Source organism: Haemophilus sputorum CCUG 13788, assembly GCF_000238795.1.
Lineage (GTDB): Bacteria > Pseudomonadota > Gammaproteobacteria > Enterobacterales > Pasteurellaceae > Haemophilus_A > Haemophilus_A sputorum.
On record NZ_AFNK01000085.1, the window covers coordinates 24,157 to 37,826 of the forward strand.

14 protein-coding genes are annotated in these 13,670 nt (G+C 42.3%); 7 read left to right on the top strand and 7 right to left on the bottom strand.

The features are described 5' to 3' along the window. Positions 1-15: 15 nt before the first annotated feature. From rlmN to HSP_RS0110530, 4 genes are all read left to right on the top strand, one after another. Positions 16-1,185, top strand: a complete 1,170-nt coding sequence (rlmN, locus tag HSP_RS0110515; protein WP_007523681.1) for a dual-specificity RNA methyltransferase RlmN — start codon at positions 16-18, stop codon at positions 1,183-1,185. A 126-nt stretch (positions 1,186-1,311) separates the two neighbouring features. Then, entirely contained in the window at positions 1,312-1,854 is a 543-nt protein-coding gene (gene pilW / locus HSP_RS0110520; protein WP_007523764.1) for a type IV pilus biogenesis/stability protein PilW, read from the top strand. 35 nt (positions 1,855-1,889) lie between these two features. Further along, the gene (locus HSP_RS0110525; protein WP_007523783.1) at positions 1,890-4,205 is read left to right on the top strand and encodes a Tex family protein; all 2,316 of its coding nucleotides are present in this window, start codon (positions 1,890-1,892) and stop codon (positions 4,203-4,205) included. 128 nt (positions 4,206-4,333) lie between these two features. Next, complete coding sequence (locus HSP_RS0110530; protein ID WP_007523895.1) at positions 4,334-4,597, top strand: GrxA family glutaredoxin; 264 nt, start codon at positions 4,334-4,336, stop codon at positions 4,595-4,597. 41 nt (positions 4,598-4,638) lie between these two features. Here the strand turns inward: HSP_RS0110530 and trmB are convergent, their stop codons facing one another. The 6 genes from trmB to pepQ are packed head-to-tail and all read right to left on the bottom strand — an operon-like array spanning position 4,639 to position 9,696. Beyond that, complete coding sequence (trmB, locus tag HSP_RS0110535; protein WP_007523672.1) at positions 4,639-5,388, bottom strand: tRNA (guanosine(46)-N7)-methyltransferase TrmB; 750 nt, start codon at positions 5,386-5,388, stop codon at positions 4,639-4,641. A gap of 9 nt (positions 5,389-5,397) precedes the next feature. After that, positions 5,398-6,348 (bottom strand): beta-ketoacyl-ACP synthase III, encoded by a 951-nt coding sequence (locus tag HSP_RS0110540; RefSeq protein ID WP_007523839.1) that lies wholly within the window; start codon positions 6,346-6,348, stop codon positions 5,398-5,400. 54 nt (positions 6,349-6,402) lie between these two features. Then, positions 6,403-7,164 carry an NAD(+) diphosphatase gene (gene nudC, locus HSP_RS0110545; RefSeq protein WP_007523910.1) on the bottom strand — a complete coding sequence of 254 codons (762 nt, stop codon included), beginning with the start codon at positions 7,162-7,164 and terminating at the stop codon, positions 6,403-6,405. A gap of 10 nt (positions 7,165-7,174) precedes the next feature. After that, positions 7,175-7,891 (bottom strand): pseudouridine synthase, encoded by a 717-nt coding sequence (locus HSP_RS0110550; protein ID WP_007523710.1) that lies wholly within the window; start codon positions 7,889-7,891, stop codon positions 7,175-7,177. Beyond that, complete coding sequence (locus HSP_RS0110555; protein ID WP_007523903.1) at positions 7,879-8,346, bottom strand: FxsA family protein; 468 nt, start codon at positions 8,344-8,346, stop codon at positions 7,879-7,881. The genes HSP_RS0110550 and HSP_RS0110555 overlap by 13 nt, the downstream gene beginning before the upstream one ends. 9 nt (positions 8,347-8,355) lie before the next feature. Further along, positions 8,356-9,696, bottom strand: a complete 1,341-nt coding sequence (gene pepQ, locus HSP_RS0110560) for a Xaa-Pro dipeptidase (RefSeq protein ID WP_007523852.1) — start codon at positions 9,694-9,696, stop codon at positions 8,356-8,358. Between the two features lie 9 nt (positions 9,697-9,705). Between pepQ and tusA the strand changes: the two genes are divergently transcribed. After that, complete coding sequence (gene tusA / locus HSP_RS0110565) at positions 9,706-9,948, top strand: sulfurtransferase TusA (protein ID WP_007523822.1); 243 nt, start codon at positions 9,706-9,708, stop codon at positions 9,946-9,948. Here the strand turns inward: tusA and HSP_RS0110570 are convergent. After that, positions 9,945-10,694, bottom strand: coding sequence for a class I SAM-dependent methyltransferase (locus HSP_RS0110570; RefSeq protein WP_007523800.1), 750 nt, complete (start codon positions 10,692-10,694; stop codon positions 9,945-9,947). The genes tusA and HSP_RS0110570 overlap by 4 nt on opposite strands. Before the next feature lie 124 nt (positions 10,695-10,818). Here HSP_RS0110570 and suhB point away from each other — a divergent pair, with 124 nt between their 5' ends. Continuing rightward, positions 10,819-11,631, top strand: a complete 813-nt coding sequence (suhB, locus tag HSP_RS0110575; protein ID WP_010130099.1) for an inositol-1-monophosphatase — start codon at positions 10,819-10,821, stop codon at positions 11,629-11,631. Positions 11,632-11,752: 121 nt separating this feature from the next. Then, a complete protein-coding gene (gene dxs, locus HSP_RS0110580; RefSeq protein WP_010130100.1) occupies positions 11,753-13,612 on the top strand; it encodes a 1-deoxy-D-xylulose-5-phosphate synthase in 1,860 nt (619 codons plus the stop codon). Positions 13,613-13,670 lie beyond the last annotated feature (58 nt).

Consider the following 13,670-nt stretch of genomic DNA (forward strand, 5'->3'; position numbering starts at 1 on the left):
AACGAGGCTATTTTAATGACTTCTCAAACTCTTCAAGCAGAGGCGAAAGATGCATCTGTACAGCCTGCTAAAGCAGAAAAAATAAATTTAATGAATCTGACCCGCCAAGAAATGCGCGAGTTGTTTGCACAAATGGGCGAAAAACCGTTTCGTGCGGATCAGCTAATGAAATGGATTTACCATTTCGGTGAAGATAATTTCGATAATATGAGCAATATCAACAAGGTATTGCGTGAAAAACTTAAACAAGTCGCGGAAATTAAAGCACCAGAAGTGGCAGTAGAACAACGTTCAGCCGATGGCACAATTAAATGGGCAATGCAGGTTGGCGACCAACAAATTGAAACCGTATATATTCCTGAAGCCGATCGCGCAACGCTGTGTGTCTCTTCGCAAGTAGGTTGTGCGCTGGCTTGTACGTTCTGTTCAACCGCGCAACAAGGATTTAACCGTAACTTAACAGTGTCTGAAATTATCGGACAAGTTTGGCGTGCTTCTAAAATCATCGGTAACTTTGGTGTCACGGGTGTTCGTCCAATTACGAATGTAGTGATGATGGGCATGGGCGAGCCATTGTTAAATATGAATAACGTAATTCCTGCGATGGAAATTATGTTAGATGATTTTGCTTATGGCTTATCTAAACGCCGTGTCACACTCTCAACCTCTGGGGTTGTGCCGGCATTAGATATGATGCGTGAGAAAATTGACGTAGCATTGGCAATCTCTCTGCATGCGCCGAATGATGAATTGCGTGATGAAATCATGCCAATCAATAAAAAATACAACATTAAAATGTTGATGGATTCAGTGCATAAATATTTAGAAGTGTCTAACGCGAACCACGGTAAAGTCACCATAGAATACGTGTTACTTGATCATGTTAATGATGGCACTGAGCACGCTCATCAATTAGCTGAAGTGTTAAAAAATACGCCATGTAAGATCAACTTAATTCCATGGAACCCGTTCCCTGAAGCCCCTTACGGTAAAAGTTCTAATAGCCGAGTGGACAGATTCCAAAAAACGTTAATGGAATATGGTTTTACTGTTATTGTTCGTAAAACACGTGGCGATGATATTGATGCGGCTTGTGGACAACTTGCTGGTGAAGTTATTGACCGAACCAAACGTACATTAGAAAAACGAAAATTTGGGCAAGGCATTGCGGTAAAAAATCAGTAATTGCCTACTCATAAAAATTGAATAAAGAGAGCGGCAGTTTGCCGCTTTCTTGCCATTGCACTTCGTAATAAAGCTTGTATGATAGCAAGGCAATCATTGGTAACCTCTCTCTTATCAAGGCGCTTTATGTTATTTGTAAAATTTCTGAAAAATCTGACCGCTTGTAGTTTAATTATTCTGCTTGTCGGCTGTACTACTTCATCCCCGCCACAAAAAGCACCTCGTTCAGAAGCAGTCAAAGCTCGATTGAACTTAGCGCTTGCCTATCTTGAACAGCAAGATTACCCAAAAGCCAAAGAGAATATCGATAAAGCCCATCAACATGATACTCATGATTATCTGCCTTATTCGGTGATGGCTTATTACTATCAGCAAATCGGCGAACCAACTTCAGCAGAACAAGCCTATCAGCAAGCGTTGCGTTTAAGTGATTCTCGCCCAGATGTGCTAAATAATTACGGCACTTTTTTATGTAAACAAGGTCAGTTTCAACAGGCTTATCAGCAATTTGAACAAGCGGTTAAAAGCCCTGAACCTTATTATCACCAAGCCGATAGTTTAGAAAACATCGTGCTATGCGCTAAAGCTGAGCCGAATCAAGCAAAAATGCAACAAGCATTAGCTCAATTAGAAAAACTTGATCAAGCTCGCGCAGCAACACTTCGTTAGTGATTTAACGATAAGATTTTATTCATAGGAACCCCATGTCAGAACTTAATCTCCAAATCAGCCAAATTATTGCTGGCGAACTGAATGTCGGCAGTCATCAAATCCTTGCCGCAATGCAATTACTCGATGAAGGCAACACCATTCCTTTTATTGCACGTTACCGTAAAGAAGTCACTGGCGGGTTAGACGATACGCAACTGCGTCATTTTGAAACACGCTTGATTTATCTTCGCGAATTAGACGATCGCCGCCAAACTATTCTTAAATCGATTGAAGAACAAGGCAAATTGACTGATCCACTACGAGAAAAAATTCTCTCTTGTGAAAGTAAAACAGAATTAGAAGATCTTTATCTTCCTTATAAGCCAAAACGTCGCACCCGCGGACAAATCGCGATTGAAGCAGGGCTAGAACCATTAGCTGAAATGCTTTGGCAAGATCCATCTTTAACCCCAGAAGAAGCTGCAAGAGCCTTCGTCAATGCGGAAAAAGGGGTGGCAGATGAAAAAGCAGCCTTAGATGGCGCACGTTATATTTTAATGGAACGCTTCAGTGAAGATGCCGAATTACTTGCAAAACTTCGCCAATATTTGACCGCTTGCGCAACGTTAGAAAGCCGCGTTATTGAAGGAAAAGAAAGCGAAGGTGAGAAATTCCGTGATTATTTTGAGCACAGCGAACCGTTCAAACAAGTTCCTTCTCATCGTGCTTTAGCAATGTTCCGTGGTCGAAACGAAGGTATTTTGGCGCTAAGTTTAAATGCCGATCCAGAAGCTGAAGAAGGCAGCAAACAAAACCACTGTGAAACGATCATTCGTGAACATTTAGGGGTAATTTTCAATCAGCAACCTGCCGATAAATGGCGTGAGCAAGTCATTAGCTGGACGTGGAAAATTAAAGCAGCACTACATCTTGAAACAGAATTGATGGCAAGCTTACGTGAAAAAGCTGAAGAAGAAGCGATTGATGTTTTTGCGCGTAACCTTTCAGCACTGTTAATGGCCGCACCTGCCGGCGCACGCAATACTATGGGGCTTGACCCAGGTTTACGTACAGGGGTGAAAGTGGCAGTGGTTGATAATACGGGGAAATTGCTCGATACCGAAACCATTTACCCGCATACCACCGGCAAAGCTGCTGCAGAAGTCACGCTTTATAAATTGATTAAACAGCATAATGTGGAATTGATTGCCATCGGTAACGGAACGGCATCACGTGAAACCGAACGTTTTGCGAAAGATGTGCTTAAGCAAATTAAAGCCTCTAAACCAGATATGCTCATTCCACAAACTGTGGTAGTTAGTGAAGCCGGTGCATCAGTTTATTCAGCCTCTGAATTTGCAGCGAATGAGTTCCCAAATTTAGATGTATCTTTGCGTGGTGCGGTGTCAATTGCCCGTCGTTTGCAAGATCCACTTGCTGAATTAGTGAAAATTGAACCAAAAGCGATTGGGGTTGGGCAATATCAACATGATGTTAACCAAAGCCAATTAGCTCGCAAACTGGATGCGGTAGTAGAAGATTGTGTAAATGCCGTTGGGGTAGATTTAAATACCGCATCTGCAGCCCTACTTGCTCGCGTTGCAGGTATGAGTAAAACTTTAGCGCAAAATATTGTTGATTATCGCGATGAAAATGGACGTTTTGCTAGCCGTTCTGAATTGAAAAAAGTCCCTCGTTTAGGGCCAAAAGCTTTTGAACAATGTGCTGGCTTTATGCGTATTTTAGGGGGCAAAAATGCACTTGATGCTTCAAGTGTTCACCCAGAAGCTTATCCAGTCGTAGAGAAAATCTTACAAGCTACTCACTCTACCTTACAGGAATTGATGGGCAATAGTAGTCAAATTCATCAACTGCAAGCTAAAGACTTCGTAGATGAACAGTTTGGTTTACCAACCGTGCTGGATATCTTCAAAGAATTAGAAAAACCAGGACGTGACCCACGTGGTGAGTTCAAAACCGCTGTTTTTATGGATGGCGTAGAAGATATCAAAGATCTCAAAGTCGGAATGATTTTAGAAGGAACCGTCACCAATGTGGCTAACTTTGGTGCTTTCGTCGATATTGGGGTTCACCAAGACGGTTTAGTGCATATTTCCATGCTTTCCCACCAATTTGTTGAAGATCCACACAAAGTGGTTAAAGCGGGTGATGTAGTGAAAGTCAAAGTGTTAGAGGTTGATGTGGCTCGTAAACGCATTGCACTCACTATGCGCTTAGAAGATAAAGCGGAATCTAAACCTGTTGGACAAAAGGCAACTGAGCCTAGACGAGAAAAATCAGCTGCACCATCTCGCAACCAATTTGCGAATAATGCCTTTGCTGATGCGTTAAAAGGTTGGAAAAAATAAAAACATGAAGTTTGTGCAATAACTTGGCTCAAAAGTACTGCTTTTCTGTCATGGTTTAGTAAATTTTTGGTAAAATAATACCGCTTGTACCCTCTCCCGCGCAAGCCGGAAAAATAAAAGGAACAATTATGTTTGTAGAAATTTATGGCCGCTTAACTTGCCCTTACTGTGTAAGAGCGAAAGCGTTAGCAGAAAAAATGAAAGGCGAATTAGCTGATTTTGATTTTAAATTCATTGATATGATTGCAGAAGGCATTTCAAAAGAAGATTTGGAACCAAGAGTAGGAAAACCTGTCGCAACCGTGCCACAAATCTTTTTGGACAATCAGCATGTTGGAGGTTGCACCGATTTCCAAGCCTTAGTCAAAGCAAAATTTGGTATTGAAGTATAATGAAAGAAAAAGTCGTTTATCCAAGATAAACGACTTTATTTTTATCGCTTGATGAAATAGAGATCCCACACACCATGCCCTAATCGATGCCCTCGCTCTTCAAATTTGGTTAATGGGCGGAAATCTGGACGTAGAATAAAATCATTAGTAGCGGAAGTATTTTCCAATTCAGCATCAAACTGACGTAAAACTTCTAACATATGCTCCGCATAATTTTCCCAGTCTGTGGCAAAATGGATAAAGCCACCACTCTTCAATTTGCTTAATACGCGCGTAATAAATGCTGGTTGAACAATACGACGTTTGTGGTGTTTCGCTTTCTGCCACGGGTCTGGGAAATAAAGCTGTAAGCCACCTAACGTATTATCTGCAATCGCATCACGTAGAATTTCAGTCGCATCATGGCAAATCACTCGTAAATTCTTGACCTGTTTTTCTAACGCATAAGCAATACATGCGCCCACACCAGGGGTATGAACTTCAATGCCGATATAATTGCGATCTGGGTTTTGTGCTGCCATTTCAACTAATGAACGCCCCATCCCAAAACCAATTTCCAATACGACTGGGTTATCATTGCCGAAAATCTCACGAAAATTGAATGGGGTTGGCTGATAATCTAACCCTAAATTTGCCCAGTTACTATTCATCATATCGCGCTGATAATCACTTAAGCGACCAGTACGCAACACGAAACTACGCACTTTGCGCAAATAGCGACCATCTTCGGTAAACTCGGCTTGTTCTACGGTTTTACGCTTTTTATCTGCAAAAGTTTGTTTTTCTGACATCGGTTTACCTTAGAATCTCACCAAAGCTGAACCCCATGTCCAACCGCCACCAAAGGCTTCTAATAGCAATAATTGCCCACGTTGAATACGACCATCTCGCACCGCCTCATCTAATGCCACTGGCACAGTTGCAGCACTGTTATTACCGTATTTTTCAACCGTTAATACTACTTGTGACATATCCATTTCGAGTTTCTTTGCAGTGGCTGCAATAATACGAATATTAGCTTGATGTGGCACTAACCAATCTAAATCAGACTTGTCTAATTGATTCGCTTCTAAAGTTTCTTCTACAACACTTGAAAGCTGGCCTACTGCAAGTTTGAAAGTTGCATTACCTTGCATTTGGATAAACCCTGATTTTTCCTCACCGCGTTTTTGAGCTGGGAGGGCTAGCATATAATCCATATCTGCAGATGCGTGTAAATGGGTCGATAAAATCCCTGCTTGTTCGCTTGCCTCTAAAATCACCGCGCCCGCACCGTCACCAAAAAGAACGACTGTACTACGATCGGTTTCATCTAATGCACGCGAGTTTAGATCTGCACCAACCACTAACGCTTTTTTCACTTTACCTGATTGCACAAATTGATCAGCGACGCTCAACGCATAAATAAAGCCTGTACAAGCCGCAGCAACATCAAAAGCAATCGCATCACGAATGCCTAATGCACCCTGAATTTGGCACGCAGCACTTGGGTACGCATGTGAATTAGTCGTGGTTCCTACCACAATGAGTTCAATATCATTTGGATCAATATTCGCCATTTCTAAGGCTTTTTTAGCAGCTTCGGTACCCATTGTGGCCACCGTTTCATCTGCTGCGGCGATGCGACGCTCTTTCATGCCAGAGCGGGTGAAAATCCATTCATCGCTAGTTTCGACCATTTTTTCTAGGTCTGCATTGGTGCGCACTTGCTTTGGCAAGTAGCTGCCCGTTGCTAAAATTCGACTTTTCATAGTGTTCTCTGTTATTCAGTTAATTGGGAGATTATAGCGTAATTTTGGCATAATTTATAGCGGGCTTTCTGTACGACACAGCGCAAGAGTGGCTTCAATCAATGCTAAGGCAATCGTACCTTTAGGCGGTAATTCTGGCAATGGCTCATCACAATCAAACCATCTTGCATCACAAAGTTCGCTCTCTTGTAGCTTGATCTCGCCTGAATCATAATCAGCTAAAAAACCTAACATCAACGAATGCGGGAACGACCACGGCTGGCTACCAAAATAACGAACATTCCGAATTTTCAATCCACTTTCTTCCCAAACTTCGCGCTGCACGGTTTGCTCAATCGGCTCGCCTGCTTCAACAAATCCAGCCAGCGTGGTATAAATTCCGCCTTTATGGCGCTGATGATTGGCTAAAAGAATTTGTCGCCCTTTCCGCACCGCCACAATAATAGACGGAGAAATAGTGGGATAAATTCGGTGCCCACAAGCCTCACACGCCAAAGCTATTTCAGATTCAGCTAAATGCAATGGTGCAGCACAACGCCCACAAAAACGGTGAGATTGTAAAAATTGGGACAAAGAAACTGCACGATGCAATAAATTCGCTTCAGGCTTAGCAATTAACGTGCGTAGAAAAGCAAAATTTCGCATTTCATCACGCGCGTCAGCCTGCACTAAATGCACGGGAAAGCCATTTAATTCACCAATCGTTAAGAAATTTCGCCCGCTTAATTGCACTTCATCTGCGCAACCAAACGGTATTTCGCCATTCACTAATGCCACATCAAAATCTTTGGTGATAATCCAATATGCCTGTTTCATATTTGCCTTATTATTTTAATGATTTAAAGAGTCGCTGTTTTTCTGCAAGCGATAATTCTCTAGACTCGCCACTGGCTAAATCCCCCAGTTGATAATCGCCCAGTGCTACTCGAATAAGTCGTAATGTCGGAAAGCCAACATGCGCAGTCATGCGCCGTACTTGGCGGTTTTTACCTTCATGTAACCCGATTTCTAACCAACTTGTTGGGATCGTCTTTCGCTCACGGATTTTCGGTGCGGTTGACCAATTAAAATCAGGTGGTTCAATCTGGTTCGCTGTCGCAGGTAATGTAAGTCCATCTTTAAGTTGAACCCCTTTTCGTAAAGCTGTTAACGCCGCTTCATCAGGTACACCTTCTACTTGCACCCAATAAGTTTTACGCTTCTCAAATTTCGGATGCGATAAACGATGTTGTAACCAGCCATTATTCGTTAACAAGAGCAGCCCTTCGCTATCTCGATCTAAACGCCCAACCGGATAAACATCAGGCGTATGGATAAAATCTTTCAACGTATGTCGCCCTTGCTCATCAGTAAATTGAGTAAGCACGTTATAAGGCTTGTTAAACAGAATAACCACTGTATCTTCAATGCTTAAGCGAGGAACAAGCGGTCGTTTTTCTGTTTTTTTTTGCCAACGCTTACCTACACGATTTTGCTCAGTAGGGCTTTTAAAACGCGCTTGCTTGGTGCCAAATCTTGAGTGACTGGGGCTTATTTTATCCATTTGTTTTTATCCTGTTCGCGGGTAAATTCTGCCTCAAACACTTCAGACTCAGCGCCTTGTTCCGAACGGAATTGTGTAAAACGGGTAAAGCGTACACGATTTTTGAAAAATTTGAAAAACCATAATTTAAACAGTGTCCGAGTAATCGGCAGTACCATTAGCACCGCTAAAATATCGCTGAGAAACCCAGGAATAATGAGCAATATCCCCGCCAAAATGAATAGCACGGCATTGATTACTGCATCCGTTGGTAATTCGCCTTTTGCTAGCTGCTGACGCACAGCCATTAAGGTATAAGCCCCGCGTAATTTCACAAACCATAATCCAACAAAGGAAATTACAATGAGTAATAATAGCGTTGGCAATACCCCTAATGCACTACCGACTTCTACTAATAGCGAAATCTCACAATAAATGTAAAAAATGATGCCTAATAATCCCCATAAAACCGGCATAATTCCTCCTTAAGCGTTGAGTGTTATCAACGCTTTTTCAGTTAAATTCTCCGCACCTTCAGGGCGAATAACAATGTTATCTTCACTACGAATCCCACCATAAGCCGAAAAATCCGCAATTTTCTGCCAATTAAATGTATGGCCTAAATGTGATGATTTCCATGGCGCTAATAACATCTCAATAAAATAGAAACCGGGTTCAACCGTTAACACCATACCTGGCTGTAGATCTCGCAAACAGCGCAAACTTGGATAAGCTTCAGGTGGACGTTTTTGTGTGCCCCGCGCATTTTGCATAAAACCGCCAACATCATGCACTTGCAAGCCCAATAAATGCCCTAGCCCATGTGGGAAAAATGCTCTTGAAATACCCTCTTCAAAAATCTGTTCCGGGCTTAACCGCACAAAATCAAAATCGTGAAGCAATTTCGCCATCCATTGATGCATCTGTGTATGATATTGTAGATAATTCACGCCCACGCGCATTTGCTGAATAATTTCATGTTTAAAACCGTCAACAGCTTTAATCAGTGCCGCAAATTCACTTTGCGGATCAGCTGCATAAGTCCGCGTAATGTCTGAAGCATAATTGAGATGCGTTGCACCAGCATCAATTAAAAAACTGTGGCGAGAACTTGGCGCGAAAAGTTCAAGCTCGGTGTAATGCAAAATAGCCGCATGCGCGTTTAATGCTACAATATTGCCATATGGCAGTTCACTTTCAAGTTGCCCACTCGCTTGCAAATAAGCTAAATGAATCTCTCGCTCACTGCGACCTTCTAAAAAAGCCTGTTTCACGGCATGATGCCCTTTTAATGCGGGAAATTGCGCTTGATAGAGTTGTTCAATCTCAAATTCCGTTTTGATTGAGCGTGCAAAATGCAGTATATTCAGCGCCTTTTGTGAGTTAATTGCACCAAAACCAAGAGATTTTGCGAGTTCTTCATCTTCGCCAATAAATAAACAAGCGGTCGGATTTTCAATCCATTTTGCAATGTCTTGGGCATCGTGAAAAATCACCCAATCAAATGCTTCACTGAAAAATGCTTCCGTGGGTGGTGTAGGCGCACAATGCCAATAATCTTGCGGCGCATAGAAATAAATTTTCGGTTTATTCACGCCATCTAAATAAAGCCAGCTATTTTCCGCTTTAGCATACGGAAAAAAATAATTAAAATGCGGGTTAATTTTAAACGGTGCAGTTAAATCATCTTGAAAATAGCGATAACTCACCCCTGCATGAATCCAAATACCTTGAAGAAAATGGCTTTCTAGAATTTGTCTAACGTGCTGTTGTAGCTGCGCTAAATGTTCGGAAAACCGTTGTGATAAATCATTTTGTTTTAGCATAGGAAAACCATGAGAGAGATTGAAATTAGTCAAACTTTAGATACCGTTGGGCTTCGCTGTCCAGAGCCCGTGATGCTTACCCGTAAGGCAATTCGCCACCTCAATGATGGCGATGTACTTTATATTTTAGCTGACGACCCTGCTACAACCCGCGATATCCCTAGCTTTTGTGCCTTTATGGATCACCAGCTGCTGGCTAGTCAAACTGAAACCTTACCTTATCAATATTGGGTCAAAAAAGGGCTAGCCTAGCGTTTTTTCGCTTTAACAAATAGCAATGGCGGACGGTGTTGTAAATCTTTAAATTCCTGATGCCATTGCGTTTGATTAGCTAACATAGGCTCTTCAACCTGCTCAATCTCAAAGCCTGCAGCAATAAGTTGATTAAGAATCGTCGCCATCGTGCGATGATAGGTTTTAAACGATTGTTGAAACCAAGCCCGCTCACGCACACCCTCTTCGCGATAATAATTTAAGCGATAAGCCACTTGCTGCTTTTCTGCATTTTTTTCCCAACGATAACCTTGTCGATAACACGTCACAATTGGGTGTTCTTGCGAGAAAATTAACGTGCCGCAAGCGGTCAATTTTGCAGAAATTTTTGCTAACAGCTCAGGAAAATCTTCAATGTAGTGAAAAGCAAATGAGCTAGTAATTACATCAAATTCGTTTTCAGCAATCTCATCTAACTTTTCCATTGGCAAAGCATAAAAAGCCATTTCTGCAGTTGATGTCTGCGCGCGTAAACGTGCTTCAGCCGCTTCTAGCATACGTTCTGAAAGGTCTAAACCCACGACTTGCCGAGCCCCTTTTGCTAAATAATGTGCTAAGTGTTCGCCCGTGCCACAGCCTAAATCCAGCACCCGTTTACCAGATAGATTCGGTAAAAGTGAAAACATCATCGGTTTTTCGACCACTTCATTCATACTTATCGGATTTTGGCGTAGCTGCTGATAGCGCTCAAAAAAAATGGGGGTGTCGTAAATACTTTTTTGCATAGCAATAGGTTTTATCAAAACAATAGGCGCTATTCTACTGCATTTTTACGCTTAGTTATTCCTTTATCTTGCTAATTTCATTATAATCAAACCCCTTATTCGTTCTTTAAAATCTGGTGGAAATATGAACCCAATGTTAAACATTGCTATTCGTGCTGCACGAAAAGCAGGCAATATTATTGCAAAAGGCTATGAGCAAGCGCCAAGCGAGACTGAAGTTGCTCAAAAAAGTACAAATGATTATGTGACTGAAATTGATAAAGCGGCAGAAGCGGCGATTATCGAAGTCATTCGTAAATCTTACCCAGACCACGCTATCGTAGCGGAAGAATCTGGTATTTTAGATGGCGAAAATAAAAACGTGCAGTGGGTAATTGATCCACTAGATGGCACAACCAACTTCGTTAAACGCTTACCGCATTTCTGTGTGTCGATTGCTATTCGCGAAAATGGCCGCACCACTGTCGGCGTAGTGTACGATCCTATCCGTAATGAACTTTTCACTGCTGTGCGTGGCGAAGGCGCAAAACTCAATGAGTTCCGTCTACGCGTGGATAGCAGCCGCCGTGATCTAAGCGGTACTGTATTAGCAACCGGTTTCCCATTTAAAGCCACTAAACATCGTGCAGCGCACTTAAATATGCTTGAAGGCTTAATGAACCAAGGCGTAGCAGATTTCCGCCGTACGGGTTCAGCCGCGCTTGATTTAGCATATGTTGCAGCAAACCGTATTGATGGTTACTTTGAAATTGGTTTAAAACCATGGGATTGCGCAGCAGGCGATTTAATCGCGCGTGAAGCTGGTGCGATCGTATGTAACTTTGTTGGTGGCACCGATTACTTAAAATCTGGTAACGTAGTGGCAGGCCCAGCACGTGTGGTTAAAGAAATCTTAAACGCACTTCAACCCACTTTAACTGAAGATCTTAAAGGTTAATCACGCATCAGCGCGGTTAGGAATTTACAAGCGGTCAATTATTTCCACTTTGTTGCAAAAATGTTAGAGTGACCGACCTAACCGCCTTGCGTTGAGTTTCTATTGATAAAAGATAAACATTATGCAAAAAAATTATCCCCTATTAAGCCAAATTGACTCGCCGGAAGCCCTCCGTTTGCTCGATAAAGATCAATTACAAACGCTTGCTGACGAGCTTCGCGCCTACTTATTAGAATGCGTCAGCCAAAGTAGTGGGCATCTTGCCTCTGGCTTAGGGGTAGTTGAGCTAACTATCGCCTTGCATTATGTTTATCAAACCCCATTCGACCAGCTTATTTGGGACGTCGGGCATCAAGCCTATCCACATAAAATTCTAACTGGTCGTCGTGATCAAATTAAAACCATTCGCCAAAAAGACGGTATCCATCCATTCCCATGGCGCGAAGAAAGCGTTTATGATGTGTTAAGCGTAGGACATTCCTCAACCTCTATCAGTGCCGGATTAGGCATTGCGGTCGCGGCTCAAAAAGAAAATGCCGGTCGCCAAACCGTTTGTGTTATTGGTGATGGCGCTATTACTGCGGGAATGGCATTTGAAGCACTAAACCATGCAGGCGCATTGCACACAGATATGTTGGTTATTCTCAACGACAACGAAATGTCTATTTCTGAAAACGTTGGCGCACTGAATAACCATCTCGCGCAAATTTTCTCTGGTTCACTTTATACCACCGTGCGTGATGGCAGTAAAAAGGTGTTAGAGAAAGTCCCTTCTCCAATAAAAAACTTCATGAAAAAAACCGAAGAGCATATGAAAGGGGTGATTTCTCCTGTCAGTACGCTTTTTGAAGAGCTTGGGTTTAATTATATCGGGCCTGTAGATGGGCATAACATCGAAGAATTGGTGAAAACACTTAAAAATATGCGTGAGCTCAAAGGCCCACAATTCTTACATGTTCGCACCAAAAAAGGGAAAGGTTATCAACCTGCAGAAAATGATCCTATCGGCTATCATGGCGTACCAAAATTTGATCCTGCTAGCGGTCAACTGCCAAAAGCGAAAAGCATTCCAACCTATTCCGATATTTTCGGCCAATGGTTATGCGAAACGGCTGAACAAGATACTAAGCTCATCGGCATTACCCCTGCTATGCGTGAAGGCTCAGGCATGGTGGAATTTTCTAAACGCTTCCCTGAACAATATTTTGATGTTGCCATTGCCGAACAACATGCAGTTACCTTTGCGGCAGGGTTAGCGATTGCTGGCTACAAACCGGTCGTTGCCATTTATTCTAGTTTCTTACAACGTGCTTACGATCAGCTGATTCATGATGTGGCTATTCAAAATCTACCTGTGATTTTTGCAATTGACCGTGCCGGTATTGTAGGAGCGGACGGTCAAACCCACCAAGGCGCGTTTGACTTAAGCTTTATGCGTTGTATTCCGAATATGACTATTATGACGCCAAGCGATGAAAACGAAATGCGTCAAATGTTATATACGGCTTATCAGATGAATACGCCAACTGCAGTACGCTATCCAAGAGGTAACGCTAAAGGTGTGGCGCTTGAGCCGATGGAATCTTTAGAAATTGGTAAAGGCAAACTTATCCGCCAAGGCGAAAAAGTGGCTATTCTCAACTTTGGTACGTTCTTAACTGAAGCTCAAAAAGTGGCTGAAGCAGGCAACTATACCTTAGCCGATATGCGCTTTGTCAAACCACTTGATGAAGCCTTAATCCAAGAACTAGCAAACAGCCATGATTTACTAGTAACGCTAGAAGAAAATGCTATCCAAGGTGGTGCTGGCTCTGCAGTAAATGAATATTTGCAAAAAATTGGCAAAATCAAACCGCTTGTCATGCTTGGTATTCCAGACGAATTTATCCCACAATCTACCCAACAAGAAGCCTATGAAGCACTTGGATTAGATAGTGCAGGTATCAAACAAAAAATCGAACAAGCATTAGCAAATCGTTAATGACTCATAACACAAGCGGTCGAATTCGCAAATTTTTTGCAAATTCGACCGCTTACTT